General features: G+C 44.4%; 25 protein-coding genes, 2 tRNA genes and 1 other RNA gene. 10 read left to right on the top strand and 18 right to left on the bottom strand.

Annotated features, from left to right (window positions below):
- Positions 1-72: 72 nt before the first annotated feature.
- The 6 genes from IPP67_02520 to ffs all read right to left on the bottom strand — a co-directional run bounded on the left by IPP67_02520 (position 73) and on the right by ffs (position 4,569).
- On the bottom strand, positions 73-1,014 hold the full coding sequence (locus IPP67_02520) for a bifunctional riboflavin kinase/FAD synthetase (protein MBL0338072.1): 942 nt from the start codon (positions 1,012-1,014) through the stop codon (positions 73-75).
- Positions 1,015-1,044: 30 nt separating this feature from the next.
- The gene (locus tag IPP67_02515) at positions 1,045-1,494 is read right to left on the bottom strand and encodes a MaoC family dehydratase (GenBank protein ID MBL0338071.1); all 450 of its coding nucleotides are present in this window, start codon (positions 1,492-1,494) and stop codon (positions 1,045-1,047) included.
- A 48-nt stretch (positions 1,495-1,542) separates the two neighbouring features.
- On the bottom strand, positions 1,543-2,151 hold the full coding sequence (recR, locus tag IPP67_02510; protein ID MBL0338070.1) for a recombination protein RecR: 609 nt from the start codon (positions 2,149-2,151) through the stop codon (positions 1,543-1,545).
- Positions 2,152-2,158: 7 nt separating this feature from the next.
- On the bottom strand, positions 2,159-2,485 hold the full coding sequence (locus IPP67_02505) for a YbaB/EbfC family nucleoid-associated protein (protein ID MBL0338069.1): 327 nt from the start codon (positions 2,483-2,485) through the stop codon (positions 2,159-2,161).
- Entirely contained in the window at positions 2,482-4,344 is a 1,863-nt protein-coding gene (locus IPP67_02500; protein ID MBL0338068.1) for a DNA polymerase III subunit gamma/tau, read from the bottom strand. The genes IPP67_02505 and IPP67_02500 overlap by 4 nt, the downstream gene beginning before the upstream one ends.
- 126 nt (positions 4,345-4,470) lie before the next feature.
- Positions 4,471-4,569: signal recognition particle sRNA small type (gene ffs / locus IPP67_02495), an RNA gene on the bottom strand.
- A gap of 226 nt (positions 4,570-4,795) precedes the next feature.
- On the opposite strand from ffs, the gene IPP67_02490 reads away from it, so the two are divergent.
- Positions 4,796-5,692 carry an LOG family protein gene (locus IPP67_02490; protein ID MBL0338067.1) on the top strand — a complete coding sequence of 299 codons (897 nt, stop codon included), beginning with the start codon at positions 4,796-4,798 and terminating at the stop codon, positions 5,690-5,692.
- A 53-nt stretch (positions 5,693-5,745) separates the two neighbouring features.
- Here the strand turns inward: IPP67_02490 and IPP67_02485 are convergent.
- Positions 5,746-5,821, bottom strand: a tRNA-Ala gene (locus IPP67_02485).
- 81 nt (positions 5,822-5,902) lie between these two features.
- A complete protein-coding gene (locus IPP67_02480; GenBank protein ID MBL0338066.1) occupies positions 5,903-6,253 on the bottom strand; it encodes a TIGR02300 family protein in 351 nt (116 codons plus the stop codon).
- Positions 6,254-6,454: 201 nt separating this feature from the next.
- On the opposite strand from IPP67_02480, the gene IPP67_02475 reads away from it, so the two are divergent.
- The 5 genes from IPP67_02475 (at position 6,455) to pyrF (ending at position 10,658) form a co-directional block, all read left to right on the top strand.
- Complete coding sequence (locus IPP67_02475) at positions 6,455-7,147, top strand: (d)CMP kinase (protein MBL0338065.1); 693 nt, start codon at positions 6,455-6,457, stop codon at positions 7,145-7,147.
- A 120-nt stretch (positions 7,148-7,267) separates the two neighbouring features.
- Positions 7,268-9,022, top strand: coding sequence for a 30S ribosomal protein S1 (rpsA, locus tag IPP67_02470; GenBank protein ID MBL0338064.1), 1,755 nt, complete (start codon positions 7,268-7,270; stop codon positions 9,020-9,022).
- A 286-nt stretch (positions 9,023-9,308) separates the two neighbouring features.
- The gene (locus IPP67_02465) at positions 9,309-9,599 is read left to right on the top strand and encodes an integration host factor subunit beta (GenBank protein MBL0338063.1); all 291 of its coding nucleotides are present in this window, start codon (positions 9,309-9,311) and stop codon (positions 9,597-9,599) included.
- A 13-nt stretch (positions 9,600-9,612) separates the two neighbouring features.
- Positions 9,613-9,816: a DUF1049 domain-containing protein gene (locus tag IPP67_02460; GenBank protein MBL0338062.1), complete on the top strand. Its 204-nt coding sequence runs from the start codon at positions 9,613-9,615 to the stop codon at positions 9,814-9,816.
- Between the two features lie 86 nt (positions 9,817-9,902).
- A complete protein-coding gene (gene pyrF, locus IPP67_02455; protein ID MBL0338061.1) occupies positions 9,903-10,658 on the top strand; it encodes an orotidine-5'-phosphate decarboxylase in 756 nt (251 codons plus the stop codon).
- 39 nt (positions 10,659-10,697) lie between these two features.
- Here the strand turns inward: pyrF and gpt are convergent, their stop codons facing one another.
- Positions 10,698-11,195, bottom strand: coding sequence for a xanthine phosphoribosyltransferase (gene gpt / locus IPP67_02450; GenBank protein ID MBL0338060.1), 498 nt, complete (start codon positions 11,193-11,195; stop codon positions 10,698-10,700).
- 236 nt (positions 11,196-11,431) lie between these two features.
- On the opposite strand from gpt, the gene IPP67_02445 reads away from it, so the two are divergent.
- Positions 11,432-11,508: transfer RNA gene (locus tag IPP67_02445), tRNA-Arg, on the top strand.
- Positions 11,509-11,638: 130 nt separating this feature from the next.
- On the opposite strand, the gene IPP67_02440 is transcribed toward IPP67_02445, so the two are convergent.
- Positions 11,639-11,803, bottom strand: a complete 165-nt coding sequence (locus IPP67_02440) for a hypothetical protein (GenBank protein MBL0338059.1) — start codon at positions 11,801-11,803, stop codon at positions 11,639-11,641.
- A gap of 371 nt (positions 11,804-12,174) precedes the next feature.
- On the opposite strand from IPP67_02440, the gene IPP67_02435 reads away from it, so the two are divergent.
- Genes IPP67_02435 through IPP67_02425 form a run of 3 tightly spaced genes read left to right on the top strand, consistent with a single transcriptional unit; the run spans position 12,175 to position 13,727 of the window.
- Positions 12,175-12,471 carry a YggT family protein gene (locus IPP67_02435; GenBank protein ID MBL0338058.1) on the top strand — a complete coding sequence of 99 codons (297 nt, stop codon included), beginning with the start codon at positions 12,175-12,177 and terminating at the stop codon, positions 12,469-12,471.
- A gap of 36 nt (positions 12,472-12,507) precedes the next feature.
- Positions 12,508-12,816, top strand: coding sequence for a DUF167 domain-containing protein (locus IPP67_02430; protein MBL0338057.1), 309 nt, complete (start codon positions 12,508-12,510; stop codon positions 12,814-12,816).
- On the top strand, positions 12,813-13,727 hold the full coding sequence (locus tag IPP67_02425; protein ID MBL0338056.1) for a bifunctional methylenetetrahydrofolate dehydrogenase/methenyltetrahydrofolate cyclohydrolase: 915 nt from the start codon (positions 12,813-12,815) through the stop codon (positions 13,725-13,727). Before IPP67_02430 ends, IPP67_02425 begins: the two co-directional genes overlap by 4 nt.
- Before the next feature lie 52 nt (positions 13,728-13,779).
- Here IPP67_02425 and IPP67_02420 read toward each other — a convergent pair whose 3' ends face one another.
- From IPP67_02420 to IPP67_02385, 8 genes are all read right to left on the bottom strand, one after another.
- Positions 13,780-14,469, bottom strand: a complete 690-nt coding sequence (locus IPP67_02420) for an ABC transporter permease subunit (GenBank protein ID MBL0338055.1) — start codon at positions 14,467-14,469, stop codon at positions 13,780-13,782.
- Positions 14,469-15,140: an ABC transporter permease subunit gene (locus tag IPP67_02415; GenBank protein MBL0338054.1), complete on the bottom strand. Its 672-nt coding sequence runs from the start codon at positions 15,138-15,140 to the stop codon at positions 14,469-14,471. The genes IPP67_02420 and IPP67_02415 overlap by 1 nt, the downstream gene beginning before the upstream one ends.
- Before the next feature lie 96 nt (positions 15,141-15,236).
- Positions 15,237-16,007 carry an ABC transporter substrate-binding protein gene (locus IPP67_02410; GenBank protein MBL0338053.1) on the bottom strand — a complete coding sequence of 257 codons (771 nt, stop codon included), beginning with the start codon at positions 16,005-16,007 and terminating at the stop codon, positions 15,237-15,239.
- A gap of 148 nt (positions 16,008-16,155) precedes the next feature.
- Entirely contained in the window at positions 16,156-16,932 is a 777-nt protein-coding gene (locus IPP67_02405) for an ATP-binding cassette domain-containing protein (GenBank protein MBL0338052.1), read from the bottom strand.
- Positions 16,933-17,019: 87 nt separating this feature from the next.
- Positions 17,020-17,721: a tetratricopeptide repeat protein gene (locus IPP67_02400; protein ID MBL0338051.1), complete on the bottom strand. Its 702-nt coding sequence runs from the start codon at positions 17,719-17,721 to the stop codon at positions 17,020-17,022.
- Complete coding sequence (locus IPP67_02395) at positions 17,714-18,154, bottom strand: cytochrome c-type biogenesis protein CcmH (GenBank protein MBL0338050.1); 441 nt, start codon at positions 18,152-18,154, stop codon at positions 17,714-17,716. The genes IPP67_02400 and IPP67_02395 overlap by 8 nt, the downstream gene beginning before the upstream one ends.
- Complete coding sequence (locus tag IPP67_02390) at positions 18,154-18,690, bottom strand: DsbE family thiol:disulfide interchange protein (GenBank protein ID MBL0338049.1); 537 nt, start codon at positions 18,688-18,690, stop codon at positions 18,154-18,156. The genes IPP67_02395 and IPP67_02390 overlap by 1 nt, the downstream gene beginning before the upstream one ends.
- 74 nt (positions 18,691-18,764) lie before the next feature.
- Positions 18,765-20,726 (bottom strand): heme lyase CcmF/NrfE family subunit, encoded by a 1,962-nt coding sequence (locus IPP67_02385; GenBank protein ID MBL0338048.1) that lies wholly within the window; start codon positions 20,724-20,726, stop codon positions 18,765-18,767.

Here is a 20,726-nt window from a genome sequence, read left to right as displayed (position 1 = left end):
TCCCCTTCATCCACAATCAATAAACATGATAAGATATCTCTCACGCTCTCGCTTATAAAAGTCGAACCACGCTCAATTGTCAATTTTCTTCAAAAGAAAAAGTGCTTGCTGACAATCTTTAGCAATTTGTGCACGAAGTTTTTGAAGGTCAGAAAATTTTTTCTCGGGCCTTATAAAGTGATGAAACTGCACATATAAACGCTGCCCATATAAGGATTGATTAAAGTTAAAAAGATGAACTTCTAATAAGGGTTCCTGTTCATCAAACGTCGGCCTAATGCCTAAATTCGCAACCCCTTGCCAGATGGTTTCCGCAGAATTTGAGTTCATTTTTACCCGCACCGTATATATGCCGTAAGGCGGTAACAGCCGGTCTTTGACAGATAAATTAGCGGTTGGAAAACCGAGTAGCCGACCCTGTTTGCGGCCATGTTGTACATGTCCCGCAATCATCCAGGGGCGCCCCAGTAAATCTTTGAGTTTATCTAACTGCCCTTCTTCCAAATAACGCCGGGCGGTGGTTGAAGAGCAAATAGTTCCATTCGCATCCGTAAAGGGCTCTAGGGCAGTGGTTGAAAAAAATTGATGATACTCTTTCAATAAAGCAATGGTGCCCTGACGCTGGTGACCGAAGGCAAAATTCTGGCCCACCACAATGTTGGAAACCTTCAACTGCTTGATTAAAATATGTTCAATAAAATCTTGCGCGTTTGTTTTGACCAATGCCGGGCCGAAATGCTGCAGATAAAGAAAATTCATGCCATAGCTTGCCAGTAATTCGGCCTTGCATCGCCAATTAGTTAATTGAAAGGCTGGCGCCGATGGCGAAAAATAAAGGCGAGGGTGCGGGGCAAAGCTTAGTATAGCTGCTGCTTTCCCGTGCTTGTTGGCTAATTTTTTTGTGAGAGTTAAGATCGCTTGATGGCCACGATGCAATCCATCAAAATTGCCGATGGCAACAACCGCCCCTTGCTGTTTGGGGGTTAACGCATGAAGGGAGCGAAAAATCTGCATTTCAATAAGGGGGATCGGCCTAACAACATATTATAAAGAGGGTGCGGGACGTTTGGGTACTAATAATTCCGCTTCTCCGGTAATCACCAGTAATTCGCCAACCGAGCAAGTGGTTTCAAATATCACCCGTGCCCGATTTAAATCAATGTTTTTGACTTTGACTTTTGCTGTGACTGTATCGCCAATTTTAACCGGCGCTTTAAATTGAAGGGCTTGGTTTAAATAAATACTGCCAGGCCCCGGCATTTTCATTCCGAAAACCGCAGAAATAAAGCTGGCCGACAGCAAGCCGTGTGCAATGCGCTCTTTGAAGCGGGTGGTTTTCGCAAAGGCTTCATCCAAATGGACGGGATTTTTATCACCGGAAATTTCGCTAAAAGACAAGACATCTTTTTCCTGCACTTTTTTCGTTAAGCTTGCCTCCATTCCGATGTGCAAGTCTTCCACATAAGATGTTTTTAGCAGATTAGCATTTGTCATAGGTTTTTTCCCCGTGGTTCGGATTAGTTCTAGTAGATGGCTAGGTGTTTAAGTACTGGTTTGCTTAAAAGGCAGTCTGGCTTTATAGGCTAGGGCAATGGTAGTTTCGTCTAAATAATCCAAAGCTCCGCCTACCGGCAACCCATAAGCCAAGTGGGTAACCCGGACGGTATTTTTATCAAACAACTCTGTCAAGTAATAAGCGGTGGTTTGGCCATTAACAGTTGCTGAGGTGGCTAAAACCAGCTCGTGGATTGGCTTGTGATTGATGCGGGTGACCAATGAGGCGATATTCAGCTGTTCAGGCCCGATTCCGTCAATGGCTGATAAGGTTCCGCCCAAGACATGATAAACGCCTTTAAAACTTTGCGTCCGCTCCATCGCCCAAAGGTCGGATATTTCCTCGACCACGCACAGGCTGTGATGATCCCGTTTCCCATCGCTACAAATAAAACAGGGATCTTTACTGTCAAGATTGTGGCATTGAGAACAGGTTTTTACGTGTTCCTGGGCTTGTGCCAAGATGGACAACAGCTGCGGCATCAAACTTTGCCTTTTCTTCAAGAGATGCAAGGCAATGCGTTTGGCCGACCGCGGCCCAACGCCGGGTAGTTTGCCGAGTATTTGGATAAGTTGTGAGATTTCTATGCCGTACATGATCGGATTAAAATGGCATTTTAAAGCCAGCGGGCAAATTTAATCCGCCGGTTATTTTGGACATTTCTTGGGAGGCATGCTGTTCCACTTTATTTTTAGCATCATTAAAGGCGGCACAAATCAAGTCTTCCACAATTTCTTTTTCCTCGCCTTTAAACAAGGAGGGATCAATTTTAATTTGGCGGACATTGCCTTTACCCGTCAAGGTCACCTGTACCAAGCCGCCGCCTGATGCCCCGCTAATTTCTACCTTGTCCAGCTGATTTTGGACATCTTGCATTCTTTGCTGCATCATTTGCGCTTGTTTCATCATGGCGCCAATATTATTTTTCATTCATTCATCTCCTCAAAATTCGGGTTCATGTCTGTTTTATCAGAATCGGCTGATAAAATATCAAAATCTTTTGTTTTTTGATAAATACGTTCAATCTTGCTTTCCGGGAAATGTTTGAAGATATTTTGCATGACCGGATGCTGTATTGCCGATTGTTCCTGTCTATCTTTCAATATTTTCTGTTGCTCTAAGGCAGTTGGAACATCCACTTTCTGGTTATTCACTTTAATTTCCCAGGCTGTTCCCGTGGTTTCCCTTAAAAATTGTCCAAGCTTAAGGGTCAGATTGCTGGGTGCGTCAGGGGTTAAGCCGCATTCGATAAAACCGGGGGCGAATGTTATTAGGCGCATATCCCGCATCAAATGGGCATGCAAAAGTCCCTGCCGACGCTCGTCAACTAGTTTCAAAACTTCTTGAAAACTATGAAGCAGCAAGGTAGGTGGGGAAGAAACAGAAGAATTTTGAACCTTGCCCGGCGCTCCTGTTTTATTGGCCGGTTCCGATGATTTAGCCAGATTAGCATAGGTAGAAGGGGGCACAGCAGGGGGCGATGATACATCTTTCTCGATCGTTGGAAAGGGCGATACGGCTAATGCGGTAGGGTTGGCAGGGGTGGTTGGTTTTGATAGGACGCTGATGGAAACGCTAGGTTGCGTAGCAGAATTGCTTTGGGCCGGTTGCCCGGCTTGAGGGACCTGTTGGTTTGACAAAAATAAATTGCTGATCTCCCCCGGGCTAGGCATGGCTAAATAATGCGTCAGTCTAATCAGCACCATTTGGGCGGCCTGTAAGGGGGCAAAGGCTGTCTGCACCTCGCTTAAACCTTTTAACAAAATCTGCCACATGATGTTTAATCCATCCACCCGCAATTTGTCCAACAGTTGGCGATAGGCGGGGGACAAGTTCTCCGTATCCACCCCTAACCAAGTCAGGTTTGACTTAACACCATATTTTAACAGGGTAAATTGATGGGTAAAGCGCAATAGGTCTTGTAGTAAAAAGGAAGGATCCACACCCTGACGATAAAATTGTTCCAATTCCTGGATGGCTAAGGCAATTTTGCCATCAATTAAATATTCAAATAGAACCAAGATATGTTGATCTTGGGCATGCCCCAACATTTCTTGGATCATTTGACTGGTAATGGTGCCATTCGCCATGACAATGGCTTGATCAAGCAAAGACAGACTGTCCCGGGCTGAACCATCTGCAGCCTCCGCAATCAAGATCGCCGCCTGCTGATCCAGAGCAATGGATTCTTGCTGGGCAATATTTAATAAATGTTGGGTTAATACCGGTGTATCAATCCGGCGTAGATCAAACCTTTGGCAACGGGAAAGGACGGTTACTGGAACCTTCCGAATTTCAGTGGTGGCAAAAATGAATTTAACGTGCGGCGGCGGTTCCTCCAGCGTTTTGAGTAAAGCATTAAAAGCGCTAGTTGATAACATATGGACTTCATCAATAATATAAATCTTATAGCGCGCGGAAACAGGCAAATATTTCACGCTATCGATAATTTCCCGCATATCGCCAACCCCTGTCCGGCTGGCTGCATCAATTTCGAGTACATCAACATGGCGATCCTGGCTGATCATGGCACAATGGGTACAGGTTCCGCACGGTTTGGTGGTAACACTACCTTGGCCGTCTAAGCCTATACAATTTAAACTACGGGCAATGATCCGGGCCGTTGTGGTTTTGCCAACACCCCGGACCCCTGTTAACATGAAAGCATGGGCAATCCTGCCACTTTGGAAGGAATTATGAAGGATACGCACCAACGTTTCCTGGCCAACCAACTCCTGCAAAATGGTCGGACGATACTTCCGTGCTAAGACACGATAACCGCTTGTCATGATTCGTTGTGGGTAACCCTTTAATTTATCGCATATGCGAATGTTATGTAATGGAAGAAATGAGGTTTGTCATGAATTATTTTTACCCCTTTAACCAGGGGCTTGATAGCTATGGCAACCGTTTGTATGGGGAGACCGAGCAATGACCCGGGCTGACAATCGTTACGGCTGCTTCCTTCCGGACCTGGCCGGGTTAGCGCGACATCCGTCCATTGTCGATCTCCATCCTCACTATAGCAAGACAAATATGTAAGGAAAAGAAATAAATGAATGAATGAGGAGAGGTGGCATTAAAACATTCTTATTATTATTTTCTTGCCGATTATATTGCGGCTACCAAGCAATGGGGCTATAAATAGGAAGTAAAAATCTATTGACGTCTAACAAATGAAGATCACCCGCTTTAAGCGGGTTTTCAGTAATTGAATGCCTGGATAAAGAAAGAAATGAGATGAAACCCATTATTCCCCCCGTGGAGTCACCGAATATTTCCGCTTTACCGCCACAAAAACCGGAAGAGAAAATAAACCCAAGGTCTATTATCGCTTTTAAGGATCTGGATTTTATTGCCCGGGAAGATTTACGCCCGATTCGATTGCAGTTGGAATATTTAAAAACTGATATGCTTTTAAAAGAGTGGAACGTCCGCTCAACGATTGCGGTTTTTGGCAGTGCACGCATTCCCTCTCCTGAAACCGCTTTGATGGTGTTAGAAAATGCAAGAAAAACCAAAAATCCGCGGATACGCGAACAGGAGTTGGCGCGGGCAGAAAAATTGTTAGGGCAAGCAGAGATATATGAAAGGGCACGGGCTTTATCTTTTTTAATTGCCAAAGAAAGCCAGAAACGTTTTCAATGCGCCCATATATGCAGGGATTTTGTGATTTCCACGGGCGGTGGACCCGGGATCATGGAAGCATCTAATCGCGGCGCGGCGGATGCGGAAAGCCCCAATATCGGCTTTAATATTGAGTTGCCACATGAACAATATCCCAACCCCTATATCACCCCCGATTTGAATTTTAGGTTCCATTATTTTGCCTTGCGGAAAATGCATTTCATGTTACGGGCGCGGGCGTTGGTGTATTTCCCAGGGGGTTTTGGTACCTTAGATGAAATGTTCGAAGCCTTGACGTTAATTCAAACAGGGAAAGTTGAGCCGTTGCCAATCATCCTTTTTTATAAGGAATTTTGGAAAAAACTTATTAATTTTGATTTTTTGTTGGAACAAGGGATGATTTCTGCCTCAGACCTTGCTTTGCTCCAATTTGTGGACACGCCGGAACAAGCCTGGAAAATCATCGTTGATTTCCATGATAAAAAACCTACCCCACCCAGCAATACATGAAGTATTTTCCATAAAAAAAGCAGTTCACAATTTGGTGAACTGCTTTCACAATTTGGTGGAGCCAAGCGGGATCGAACCGCTGACCTCTACAATGCCATTGTAGCGCTCTCCCAGCTGAGCTATGACCCCAATGTCGATTCCTTTGTAAAGGAGAAGACCTTCCCTATGCAACAAAAAAATCAATAAGCCGACGATTATTTATTGCAGGCTTTATTGTTCTTCTTCATTTTCCACATTGTCAATCACATTGCCCACATCATCTTCTTCAGCTAGTTCTGATGTATCTTCAATTAATTCATCATCCTTGTGGGTGGCATCTAACCCAGGCAGCACAATGTCAGCATCGTCAGCTAAAAATTCGACAGTTTCAGGAAGCAATTCCGCCTTTTTGGCGGCCACCGTTTTTGCGGCTGCGCCCCGGCCTTTTCTCGATTTTAACGAGGCTTCGGGATCATGTAATGTCCCACATTTGGGGCAAGTGCTGGGTTGATGGTTCAAATCATAGAAATATGCCCCACAGCTTAGGCACAACCTTTTGATACCCCATTTTTCTTTTGCCAAGACCATTTACTCCTTTAAGCAAAAATATTAACCGAATGGGAATTGCCATCTTCTGAGGTTTTTGTCAAAAGATAAATGAATGACTTGCCGAAATAAAATAGGGGTTCTATTTAATAATGTCTCATTCTAAGGCGCATGAGATGTTTTGATATGTTGCAAACGCTCATTATGTAACATGGGAATGTGGTTAAGGATATTAAGATGCATAAAATCTCAGATAAAAAGAAAACCATCGTGGTGATTGCGGTTGATGGGCCAACCGCTGCAGGAAAGGGCACATTGGCCCGACAGTTGGCGCGGCATTTGCAATTTGCTTATTTGGATACGGGCCTATTGTACCGGGCGGTTGCTGCCAAAGCGCTTGAGCATCAGCTGGATTGGAACAATAAAGACAATCCTAAGTTGCTTGATCTCGCCAAAAATTTAACGGAAGTTGATTTGCAGTCACCTTCCTTGCGCGAGGAAAAAGTGGGGCAGACCGCATCTATTATTGCAACATTCCCGGCAATCAGGGCAGCTTTATTATCATTTCAGCGGAATTTCCCAGAATCGGCAACTGCGGGTAATAAATTACTTCAAGGGGCGATTTTAGATGGGCGTGATATCGGCACTGTTATTTGGCCTGACGCTCAGGTAAAGCTGTTTGTAACTGCTTTGCAAGAAATTCGAGCGAATCGGCGTTATAAAGAGTTGCTAAATCGTGGGCAACAAGTTATACATGCGCAGGTTCTGCAAGATATCCAAGAGCGTGACAAGCGCGATCAGAATAGGTTGCATGCGCCTTTGATACCCGCTGCGGATGCCGTTATTATTGATAATTCCAATCTTAATGCCGAACAGGCTTTTCAAGTTGCTTTAGGCCATGTTCAGCAAAGATTAGCCAATTATCATTAATAATTTAATTGAGGTGTTTTATAGGTCTAAAACCTGAAAATATCTTGTGTATAAAATTATCAACCCCAAGTCCGCCGTTTCAAACTGGCTGGCCAAATATAAATTAGGATTAATACTGGTATGAACGTAACAAAAAACAGCGCTAGCAAATCAACCATTCCCCCAATGGAAGACTTTGCAGCCCTTCTGGAAGAGTCATTTGGTAACCGTAAAAATATTGAAGGCTCTGTGGTTAAAGGTAAAGTTATTCGCATTGAAAATGATTTGGCGATCATTGATGTTGGATTGAAGTCGGAAGGCCGCATTTCGATAAAAGAATTTGCCTCCCCCGGCCAAACCTCGGAAATTAAGGCGGGCGACATTGTCGAAGTTTACATTGAACGAATTGAGGATAAAAATGGCGAGGCTTTATTAAGCCGTGAAAAAGCGCGCCGAGAAGAATCATGGGTTCAATTAGAAAATAACCACAAACAAAATGTCCGTGTTACGGGTGTTATATTTGGTCGGGTTAAAGGTGGGTTCACGGTTGATTTATCCGGAGCGGTTGCGTTTTTACCAGGCAGCCAGGTTGACATCCGTCCCATTCGAGACATCACTCCCTTAATGGGCCATCCCCAGCCTTTCCAAATTTTGAAAATGGATCGTGCCCGTGGCAATATTGTGGTTTCACGCCGGGCAATTTTGGAAGAAAGCCGTGCTGAAGCAAGAACTGAACTGGTCGCTGGTTTGAAGGAAGGCCAAATACTGACTGGCAAAATCAAAAACATTACAGATTATGGCGCCTTTGTGGATTTAGGTGGTGTTGACGGATTGCTGCATATCACCGATATTTCTTGGAAAAGAATTACCCATCCATCGGACGTTTTGTCCTTAGACCAGCCTGTTAAAGTCCAAATTATTCGCTTTAACCCAGAGAATCAGCGGATTTCTTTAGGCATGAAACAGTTGGAAACAGATCCATGGCAAAATATTGCGAATAAATATGCTGTCGGGACCAAGGTTAACGGCCGAATTACCAATATTGCTGATTATGGCGCCTTTATGGAACTCGAGGATGATGTTAAGGGGCTGATTCATGTTTCCGAAATGAGTTGGACAAAAAAGAATTTGCACCCCAGCAAGATTGTCACGGTCGGTCAACAGGTTGAAGTGGTTGTTTTAGATATTGACCACCAAAAACGCCGGATTAGCTTAGGCTTAAAACAAACTGCTGATAATCCATGGATTTCTTTCCAACAAAAGAATCCGGTTGGGACGGTTTTGGAAGGCGAAGTGCGTAATATTGCTGACTTCGGCTTATTTGTAGGATTGCCGGGAGATGTGGATGGAATGGTACATTTATCCGATCTTGATTGGCAACGCCCTGGCGAGCAAGCCATTGCCGATTATAAAAATGGCGATAAAGTTAAAGTGCGTGTCCTGGATATTGATTCGGAAAAGGAACGGATTAGCTTAGGGATTAAACAGTTAAATGCAGATCCATTTGCTACTGCTTCCGATCAATATAAAAAAGGCGATGTGGTGACGGCGACCATCACCGCTATTCAGGAAGCAGGATTGGAAGTATCCCTGAAAGAAGGGGTGGTTGGGTTCGTCCGTAAAGCTGATTTGGCCCGTGAACGTTCGGAGCAGAGAACAGACCGTTTTGCTATCGGGGAAAAAGTCGATGCAAAAGTGACAAGCGTTGATGGCAAAACCCGCAAGATTTCTTTATCTGTAAAAGCGAAGGAAATGGATGAAGAAAAGCAAGCAATGGCCGATTATGGTTCTTCTGATTCGGGCGCAAGCTTGGGTGAAATATTAGGTGCTGCTATTTCAAAAGCACAAAAGGATACCAAACCAAAGAAAAAGAAATCGGAAGATTCAGAGGCATAAAATTGCCGCAGGATCAGAAGACTTAAATATAAAAGGCCTGGTTATCCTGATCAGGCCTTTTTCTTAGGAAGAATTAATTGCAAAACGGATCAAAACGATTGATTGTTGAAGCAAGTAATATGTATCCGGCAATAAGGAAGATGTAGAAAATATATCTCCTCAAAAGGCCGTTTGAATGGCAATGGTCTATATTTATCTTCCGCACAATTTAGATTGTTTTGCTAAGGTAATATCAGTATATAAAGCATCATTGAATTTTATCGGGATAATAAAAGGTTCGAGATCCATGACAAAATCAGAGTTAATAGCTACGCTTCTTAGCCTTCACCCCCTGCTAACCCATGATGAGGCAGAACGCGTTGTTACAAGCGTTTTTAATCGGATTAGTGAAGCGATGATCAAAGGGAAAAGGGTGGAGTTGAGAGGGTTTGGAATTTTTTCAACACGCCTGCGGGATCCCCGCCCTGCCAGGAATCCTAAAACCGGTGAAAAAGTTATGTTGCAGGAAAGAAGAAGCCCTTTTTTCCGGGCAGGTAAAGAATTAAAAGAAAGAATTAACCAGGTCTCTAAAAATTAGTCAGGAGCATGCGATGTCAAAGTTAGGATGGATTATTGCTATTCCGGTCATCGCTATATTGGTTGTTTTTGCGGTAACCAACACCCAATCTGTCGTTATTACTATTTGGCCATTTGTTACGGCGGAAACGAAGGTTTTTTTATTAGTCCTCGTTATCTTTTTTATAGGGTTTTGGGCGGGTTGGATTGGTCGTTGGTTTGCAAAGCGTCCCAAATAAATTTTTCTTAATCACAAAATTCTCGTGTCATCAAATACTAATAGACACGCAATGAAGAAGGGCAAGGAATTTTCCTTGACATCCCCATGACCCCCCCAAACTTATTTGTAGCTTTAGACATTCACGATTCAGAACAAATTAACCCGATCCTTCAGAAATTGTCCAATCACATCCAAGGGATAAAAATAGGGTTGGAATTCCTCTATGCCATCGGTTGGGAAAAAATGAAGGAAGTATGCGAGAAAAATCCCTATCAATTATTTTTAGATGTAAAATTGCACGATATTCCCCATACGGTAGCACGGGCAATTGACGGACTGGTCAAAAATTGCCAGCCAGATTTAATAACGGTTCATGCAAGCGGCGGATCAGCTATGTTAAAAGCGGCGGTAGAATCAGCCCATGAAGCGGCAGATAAATACCGGGTGCACTGTCCTGATTTGATTGCGGTTACCTTATTAACCAGCCTTGAGAAAAGCGATCTGGAGGATTTTGGGTCCTTTTCCTCCTCTCTGGACCAAAGTTTGCGTTTGGCAAATTTGGCTTATCAAAGTGGGGTTCAGGGCGTGGTATGTTCTGGATTGGAAGTGGGTTTTTTAAAAGCGGTTTTCGGAGATAAATTGCGTTTGGTTGTGCCGGGGGTCAGACCTTCGCTGCAACAGGCAGTTGATCAAAAAAGGATTATAACGCCAAGGCAAGCCATTATAGAGGGTGCAACAGATTTAGTGGTTGGCCGGCCTATTTTACAAGCGGTCAATCCTGCTGAAGCCGCCCAGGCCATTCAGTCTGAAATGCAACAGGCGCAGCAAGAACTATCCCAACATAACAACCAGGTGATGTAAGCCCTGTTTCTATATAATCAGGCGCAATGAAAAAATGACTTAAAGCTTATCAACGGGGATTTGGTCAGCAATCGGCTGGGTCATTTGATGTTCAATATCCCAGGGAAACAAAATCCAGGTGTCTTGGCTGACTTCCGTGACGAAACTGTCAACCAACGGGCGACCGGCGGGTTTGGCATAAATGCAAGCGAAATGGGCATGGGGCAACATGGCGCGAATCGCTTTGGCGGTCTTACCGGTATCTACCAAATCGTCAATGATTAACCAGCCTTTGCCATCGCCTTTAATGGGCTTTAAGATTTTTAGGCCCCCTTGTTTTTCATCATCATAACTGGCGATACAAACGGTATCTATTAACCGGATATCCAACTCGCGCGCGATGACAGCGGCTGGCACCAGCCCGCCCCGCGTGATCGCAACAATCCCTGTCCAGCGACCGTTGTTAGGGCCTTGGTTGACGAGACGCCAAGCTAATGCCTTGGTGTGGCGGTGGAATTCGTCCCAGGTAACAGGAAAATATTTATTGACTGGATTCATGGTGCACCGAAAAGGGTATTGAAGGGATAAAAAGTATTAGCCTATCACTAATTCATTCCTTCATAAAAAGCAATCGATTGTTATTTGGGCGCATCTGGTGAGATGTGTGTTTATAGATGCCAAGATATCACTAGATTTATGGGTGGTTTAATAAATCAAGAACATTTCTTTTATAAACTGTTCTTGCCTTTCTTAGAACGCTCGTGTAAAACAGCCTTTGCATTTGGTGTTATTGCGCGCCCGTAGCTCAATTGGATAGAGCATCTGACTACGAATCAGAAGGCTAGGAGTTCGAGTCTCTTCGGGCGCACCATTCTTCCGTATCTATCCAAATGAAATTTTCCAAGACATATAGGGCAAGATTTTCGCTTAAAAAACAACCCCAACCTAAGATCCTTAGATTGGGGTTATCCTTGTAGAATTTAGCGAATATTCATCAAATCTTACCGAAGAAAAGTGCTAAGCAGTTTTTTACCAACCTCAACCCATACTTTCTTCCGTATTTTATCACAATATTTCTTCATTTTTTCCACTTCTTCTGGATGGAAGCGGAAAAAAACCACCAAAGCAACAGCAAGAATAATAGCAAGATATAGTATCTTTTTCATTTTTATCTCCTTGTTTTGCCTAGGGTTTTAGCCAATAAATACCATACCAGGCTATTGTACTCCTTCTGCAGGGAGTTTACAACTAAGTTTGCTGGTTTCAAGAAGTGGCCATGTCAAATAATTAAAGTCATGGCATAAAAGAGGGATAGAAAACAGGTGCAGGATATGGTTTGATGACTATACATTTCTGCGCTTATCACGTTCCGTGAAAGCTTGAATATTCAACGCCCATGAAAAAAGCACTGTTTCTAGGTAAGTTTTAGGCAGATCAATAAAAGTCCTGATCCTAACTTTTGGTTCTTGCCCAAATAGTTAAGCTGTCTTAGTATTTCACCTTAATATTTTATTTTTAAAAATGGTCTTCAATAGGCATGTATTCCCTGTTCCGCTTGGTCGATACCCTGTTAAACGTTTATGGCTGGATATTACTTATCAGTGCGGTTTTAAGCTGGCTGATTGTTTTTGATGTCGTCAATGCCCGCAATCATTTTGTGCGCAGCATTACTCACTTTTTATTTGCGGTCACGGAGCCCTTATTGCGTCCTATCCGGCGGTTGTTACCGGCGATCCAAGGGGTTGATTTGTCGCCACTTGTCTTATTCCTGATCATCTATCTGATCCGCAGCTTGATGTATGAATATTGGCTGGGGTGGATTTTCAGGGTTTAAGGTATCACTAAATAGTCGGTTGCGAAGGATAACCTGTTGATTAAAGAGGAATATATTAAGCTTTATGTGAAGGTTATCCCCAACGCCCGCTGCACCCGGATAATGGGGTGGATCACCCAGGATAAAGGTTTGAAATTGCTTAAAATATCGGTGGCCGCTATTGCCGAAAAAGGAAAAGCCAATCAGGTCGTTCTAAAATTCTTAAGTGTTCAGTTGAAGATTCCCTTGAAAAATATTACCCTTGAACAGGGCGCTAAAGATCAATACAAAACGATATTGATTAAGAGTGATCAGACAAATGTCATGCAATTATTGGCCCCCGCAGGAACAGAAGATATCGAATGACGGTTTCCACCCCCCCCTTATCTACCAAGATTATTGACGGTAAATTTTATGCCCAACAATTGCTGGACCTTGTTGTTTCACAAGTCCGTGAGCTTGGGCAGAAAGAAAAAGTAACGCCTGGATTGGCGATGGTTTTGGTTGGCGATGATCCGGCTAGTATTTTATATGTAGGCATGAAGACCCAAAAGGCACAAAAAATCGGGATAAAATCCAAGGATTTTCGCTTGCCTGCTACCACCAGTTTAACCAAATTATTGCAATTGATTGGGCAATTGAATGCAGACCCTGCCATCCACGGCATTCTCATCCAATTGCCATTGCCTTCCCATTTACCTGTCCGTACCGTCATTGACCATATTGATCCTGCCAAGGATGTGGATGGATTGCATAGCATCAATGCGGGGCATTTAGCCAACGGCCAACCTTCCATCATACCTTGTACGCCTGCCGGTTGTTTATATTTACTGCAACAAATTTTTCCGAAGGGCTTGGAGGGTAAAAAGGCTGTCGTGATTGGACGTTCCGCCTTGGTAGGGCGGCCAATGGCTTGGTTGTTGCTGCAGCAAAATTGTACGGTAACCATGGCACACCGGCATACGGTGGATTTGGCTGGCCAATGCAGGCAGGCGGATATTATCGTGGCTGCTGCTGGGCATGCGCAGTTGGTCAGGGGGGATTGGGTAAAAAATGGTGCGGTGGTCATTGATGTGGGGATTAATAAAATAGATGATCCCACAGGACAGAAAGGCTATAGCCTGCAAGGAGATGTGGCTTTTTTGGAGGTACTGCCAAACGCTAAAGCCATTACCCCTGTGCCAGGCGGGGTTGGCCCCATGACCGTTGCCTTTCTTTTGCATAATACCTTGAAGCTTTGTTATCAGGGGTTAAACCGTCCCTATGCCAGTTTATGATAATTAACTCCGCCCGGTGTTTATTTTTTGCGTTTAAGCTGCTTGCTTGTGATTACTGAGATCGGTTTAAATGGCGGTATAACCGTTTTTCGGCCAGGCGGAAAAGCCCACTGATCAAGTAAGTGGTGGCTAAATAGATAAAAGCGATGGCTAAGTAAAAAGTGTTGCTGGCATAGGTTCTGCTAATCAGATTTTGGGCGGCGGCTGTTAAATCAAGCAAGGTAATGGCCCCCACCAGGGAACTGGCATGCAGCATTTGAATGACTTCATTGGAATAAGCGGGCAACATCAGGCGGAAGGCTTGGGGCCATATAATCCGCCGCAGTAACAGCCAACGGGACATCCCGAATGCCTGACCTGCCTCAATCGCCCCTTGGGGAACATTGGCCATCGCGCCCCGAATAATTTCCGCGGTGTAAGCGCTGGTGTTAAGGGTTAAGGCAATTAGGGCGCACCAATAGGCATCAATTAAAATTGCCCATAAAAAAGAATCCTGAACCCAACCGATTTGGCTGCTGCCATAATAAATCAGATATATCTGCACCAATAGGGGTGAGCCCCGAAAAATAAAAATATATGTCTGGGCCGCATAGCGGCAAATCCGGTAACGGGATAAAGCAGCTAAAGCGATCAAAGCCGCCAAGATAAACCCAATCAACAACGATAAAGACACCAGTTGGACGGTGAGCCAAGCGCCCTTTAATAAATCCGGCCAATATTGTTGCAGCAGCTGAAAGTCCATTATATCCCTGGCTTTCTGCGTTCATAATTATTTTTGTGTTCCAAATATTTAATGACAAAGGTTGAAACCACCGTCAGCAATAAATACATGATGGCCGCTATCCCAAAGAATAATAGCTGATCGCGGGTGGCGCCGCCAGCGATCCGGCTTTTGCGGGTCAATTCTTCAAGGCCGATCAACGAAATAATGGCGGTGGATTTTAATAAAATTAGCCAAATATTCCCAAGTGCTGGTAAAGCAAAACGCCACATTTGCGGCACTAAAATCCGGCGGGCCATCAACCAACGGCTCATCCCGCAAGCATAGGCAGCTTCCACCTGACCTTTGGGGATCGCTAAAATGGCGCCCCGGAACGTTTCCGTTGCATAGGCACCGTAAACAAAACCCAAGGTGATGAAGCCAGCAATAAAGGAATTAATTTCGATAAAGCCCTGTGGTTCCGACCATAAAGACACAATCAAACGGATCAGTTGGGCACCTTGATAGTATAAAACAAGCAACAATACATATTCAGGTATCCCCCGAATAATCACGGTGTAGCAATTGGCAATAAAACGATTGATTCGTGACCGGCCCAGTTTTCCGTAAGCGCCAATTAAACCGAATAAAATGGCAACCATAAAAGATAATAGGGCAATTTCGATGGTTAAGATCACCCCATCGATCAACATCCAACCGTAGGCCGCAATATTTTTAAACATTATTCAACATATCATGAAAAAAGGGGAAGGTTTTAACTCCTTCCCCGTAAGATAGTCACCCGTTAATTAGTTACCATAGACATCGAAATCAAAATACCGGTCGTTGATTTTTTTAAAAGTCCCATCTGCCCGAACTTGGGCAATGGCTTGATTGAAGGCTTTTAAAAGGCTGATGTCGCCTTTGCGTACGGCAATACCAACACCTTCCCCAAGGATATCCTTGGGTTCTGTATAACTGGGGCCAACAAATTCATAATTCTGTCCTGCCACTGTTTTTAAAAACCCCTCATTTAACGCAACACTGTCAGCTAAAATCAAATCCAACCTGCCGCCGACCATATCTAAATGGGCATTTTCCAATGTATCATATAAAACGATCGTGGCCTGGGGGAACAAGCGGCGCAAAAAACCTTCATGGATGGTCGCCCGTTGCGCCCCAACCCTTTTGCCAGCTAAGCCTGCAGCAGTAATGGTAAAATCAGATCCTTTTTTGGCAACAAAACGGGTGGGGGTATTAATATATTTGTTGCTGAAATCAACTTGTTGCTTCCGCTCCGGTGTGATCGACATCCCGGCCATGATGGCGTCGAATTTGCCGCTTTGCAAGGCAGGGATCAGGCCATCCCAATCTTGGCCCACCATCACGCATTCCACATTCATTTTTTGGCATAGGGCCTTGGCCAGATCAATTTCAAAGCCAATCAATTGGCCGTTTTGATCGGTGTAATTAAAAGGGGGATAAGCCCCTTCCGTCGCAATCGTAATTTTTTTACTTAACAATCCCGTTGGATTGGCAGATGGTTCGGTCGGGGTGAGTACAGAGGAGGGGCTTTCAATCCCTAACCATATTTTCGCCCGAGTATATTCAGCAGGGTTCAAATAAAAGTAAATTCCTAAAGCGGCGGCTATAACCACCACAAAAAACAAAAATTTATTCACGAATAAACTCCTTCTTTCATTATTTAAATCGGATTATTAGGGATCATTATTCCCACTTTACACTAGCCAGGAACTGTCTGCAACGTTCTGATTGCGGAGAAGAAAAGATTTTTTTGGGCGAGCCTTCTTCTTCAATTTTCCCTTTGTCCAAAAACACAACATGTGAGGCAACGTCCCGGGCAAATTTCATTTCATGGGTAACAATAATCATCGTGCGTCCTTCCTGCGCCAATTGCTGTAGAACACGTAATACTTCTCCAACCAATTCTGGGTCAAGGGCGGATGTTGGCTCATCCAGTAACATAACCTTGGGATTCATGGCCAAGGCGCGGGCGATGGCGGCCCGTTGTTGTTGCCCGCCAGAGAGTTGGTTAGGGTAATAAGAAGCTTTATCGATAATACCCACTTTATCCAACAATTCTTTTGCCTCTGATATGGCGGTATCTTTCGGTTTTTTCAAAACGTGGACAGGGGCTTCGATGACGTTTTCCAAAATGGTCAAATGGGCCCAAAGGTTAAAATTTTGAAAAACCATCGATAATTTTGTTCGGATGCGATCCACTTGCAAACGGTCGGAAGGTTCATAAACCTTTTTTCTGTTATACTGCATTTTGATCAGTTCGCCATCCACCGTAATCTGCCCTTGATCAGGGATTTCCAGCATATTGATGCACCGTAAAAAAGTGCTTTTACCGGAACCACTGCTGCCGATTAGGGCAATCACATCCCCTTGGCGGGCCGTTAAAGAAATGCCTTTGAGGACTTTAATGTCCCCAAAACTTTTATGGATATTTTCAACGATAAGGGTGGGATTATTGTTCATCAGCTTCCATGGGTGGAATTTCATTTTCTAGCGATGATTGAAGCATGAGCCAGGGATGAGAAGCAAGTAAATATTTTAGGAAAATGATCATTCGGCTGAGGGGGCAGGGGTAGAAGACAGCTTTTGCAATTGTTCTTCGATTGCAAGGGCCCAAGGGGTGCCTGCAGGAACTGCTTGCCTTATTTCTTTTAATTCATCAAGGGCAGATTGTGTTTCCCCATCTTCTGCATGGATCAAGGCCATATAAAAACGGGCGCGGATGTTGGCGGGTTCCAGGGTTAAGGCTTTTTGCAAAAGCCCACGGGAAATAGGATCGGCAATCCCATGGATACGAATTCGGATTTCCGCATAAATGGCATCATATTCTGCTGGCAATTGAATATGAGCAGTCAAGGCGGCTTCCCCTAATTTTTTGTAATATTCTTCGGCCAAGGGGTATTCTCCCAAGCGGCGGTAACTGTCAGCCAACAAATAAAGTGCTTGGATATCACCAGGATTTTCCTGCAAATATATTTTTAAATCTTTAATTAACGCCTCAAGCTGCCTGTTTGCCGAGGGTGCTGAAGGGGTTATTGCCAAATCAGGGTGGCCTAAATAAAGGTATAAACTTCCTGAAACTGCCAGCAACAGAATAATCATAACATTTCTATAGAGGGGAATGTTCTTGAAGGAAGGGCTGGAAATAGCAGCAGGTACCATCCGCGGCCGTCTGACCGCCACGAAAGATGCGGCCATGATGAGGAGGGGAAGACCAACCATGATCCCCCAAAAAAGAAAGGTGTTATTCATGCAAGTGCCTTTGATCGGGAAGGGAGCTTGCTTTTTGGGTGCGCCGGATCACCACCCATAACCCTGTTAATAAAATAATAAAAGGCAATAACCATAAAATATACGTCCGCCCGCTAAAGGGGGGATTGAATAAGATGGTATCACCATAACGGTCCTTTAAGAAATTGATGATCGTTTGTTCATCATCACCTGCTTGCAACTGCTCTAATATCAACGCTCGCATATCGCCCGCTAATTCCGCCGGCGATTCAGCCAAAGATTGGCCCTGACAGACCGGGCAGCGCAATTGGCTGTATAAGTTGTAAGCGCGTTGTTGCAAGGAATTATTGGCAGCATCCGGCGCCTGTTGGGCCATGACAGATAGAACGGGTATCAGGAAAAACAGCAAGAGGCTGGCCAATATTTTTGTTGTCTTCGCAGGGATCCATTTCATTATTTTATTTTTTCCCATAAGGGTAATAGTTTTTCCTGGATAATTGCTTGATTGAGGGGGCCTGCATACCGGAAAACAATTTTTCCCTGACGGTTAATCAAAAATGTCTCAGGGATACCGGAAATGCCAAAATTGATTGTCACCCTGCCTTGATAATCGGACAAGGTCTCTTGGAAAGGGTTGCCCAGTGTTTTTAAAAAAGCCCGTGAATTTTCAGCCTTGTCTTTATAGGCAATGCCAACGATAGGAATATGTTCCTGGTTGCTTAAATAAAGCAGGTAGGCATGTTCTTCCCGGCATGGGGCACACCAGGATGCAAAAAAATTAATCATCAGCGGTTTGCCCGCAAAATCTTTGAAAGAAACCATCCTGTCCGGTTGGGATAGGGAAGGCAAGGAAAAATCAGGTGCCAGCTTGCCCAGCATTTCTGAAGGTTCTTGCTGTGGCTGCATGTTTTTTAACAAAGCAAAGCCTAAATAAGCGGCCAGCACACAAACAAGCGCTAAAGGAAGATAAAAGAAATAATGTGATCGCATGTGACCTGCTGTGGTTTTAAAGTTATCTAGATATACCTTATCCTCAAGATTTTTTTAAGAAGGATTTATATTCTTCATGATAGCTGGGTAGGGCGGTTGAGAAAACGCCTTTTTTTTCGGATTGCGGCAATCAAACCAATAATTCCCCCGCTGATCATCAATCCAATCCCACCCCACAAAGTCTCGATTAACGGATTGATATAGATCCATATCCGCGCTTTTCCTTGTGGATAATTTTCTTGGGCAATTGCTGCATATAAATCATGCCAGCCACGTGATAAAATGGCTGCTTCCGAAGTTACCATTTCTTTAACCGGGAAATATCTTTTCTCGGGGTAAAGCGAGGCGATTTTTCGGCCGTTTTCGATGACATCCAGTTGCAGACGTTCGCCCTGGAAATTTGGGCCTTGGAATGGACGGGTTTCTTGTAAAATGATTTGGTAAGGGCCGATTGCCGTTTGTTCGCCGCGTGCCAGAACCTGCACCACTTCCATTTTCCAGGCCATGTTCCCCGCAATACTGGCCGCCAATATCCCTAAACCCAGATGTCCCAACAACATCGCATAATCTGATAAAGGGATATGACGGAAACGGGATAGGAAAAAGGCAGGTTTACTTCCGCGCAGCCGCTTAATAAACCAAGATAAGGTTGAGGTGATAACCCAAATCCCGCATCCCAAACTGATAATGTTTACCCAATTGCCGCCCAGCCACCAGAAAATCAGCAGGGTAATGATTATCGTCAGGAATAAAGCAACGAATAGCCGTTTTAACACAGGCAGCCAATGGCCGCCTTTCCAAGGTAAGAAAGGTGCAAAACCCATCAAAATTAATAAAAGTAAGAATATAGGCACAAAGGTTTGGTTATAATAAGGTGGGCCGACGGCTAAGCTGCGCGCCCCAATCGCTTCCAAAACAACCGGATATAAGGTGCCGATTAAGACCGTTGCCATTGCCGTCAATAATAACAAGTTATTCAGCAAAATACCCGCTTCCCTACTGGCATTGCGAAAATGGATAGATCCTTCAAAAACCATCCCACGGCGCGCATATAACCAAAAGGCGCTGCCAATGGTCAGGAATAATATGGCCAAAATGAAAATACCGCGGCTGGGGTCGGTTGCAAAACTATGGACGGAAATGACCAAGCCTGAGCGCACTAAAAACGTTCCAAGCAGACATAAGGAAAAACAAATAATCGCCAGCAATATCGTCCAGCTTTTAAAACCATCGCGTTTTTCTAAAACATGCAGGGAATGCAACAAAGCGGTTCCGGCAAGCCAGGGCAATAGCGAGGCATTTTCAACAGCATCCCAAAACCACCAGCCGCCCCATCCCAATTCGTAATACGCCCAATGGCTACCAGCGCCAATCCCCAAGGTTAAGAAAATCCAGGAGATAAGAACCCAGGGCATTAGCCAACTGGCCCATTCTTGGTCAATTTTCCGCCGCAGCATGCCAGCAATAGCAAAAGAAAACGCCACTGAAAAACCCACATATCCCATGTAAAGGGTAGGGGGGTGCAGGGCTAAAGCCGCATCTTGCAGCAGGGGATTAAGCTCAGCCCCCTGTAAGGGCGCTGGCCATAGGCGTTCAAAAGGGTTCGAAGAAAAAAGGATGAAGGCCAAAAAAAGCGCTGCCATCAATCCTTGGCAACTCAATACGGTAATACGGAAACCAAGGGGGAGATTGACCATTTTCCAAGACAGGCAAAAACTGAAAAAAGAAAATAACACCACCCATAACATCATGGAACCTTCATGATTACCCCAAGCCCCGCTAATGCGGAAAAACAGGGGTTGTTTTGAGGAAGAATTATCCGCCACATTGAGCACCGAGAAATCAGAAGTGGCATGGACATAGATCAAACACAGGAAAGAAAACAGCAAAAACAGAAACTGTAATTTGGTGACGACAGGAATAATGCTATAGGCAAAAGAACGCCAGGCTGCTGGCTTGCCCCACATTCCCGATGCTTGGATCAGGCTTAGGCAAAAAGCTAGGATCAGAAGGAAAAGGCCAATTTCTGCCACCAT

Source organism: Rhodospirillaceae bacterium, assembly GCA_016722635.1.
GTDB lineage: Bacteria > Pseudomonadota > Alphaproteobacteria > JAEUKQ01 > JAEUKQ01 > JAEUKQ01.
The sequence above is the reverse complement of the archived record's forward strand: the minus strand, read 5'-3'. Positions and strand labels throughout refer to the sequence as shown.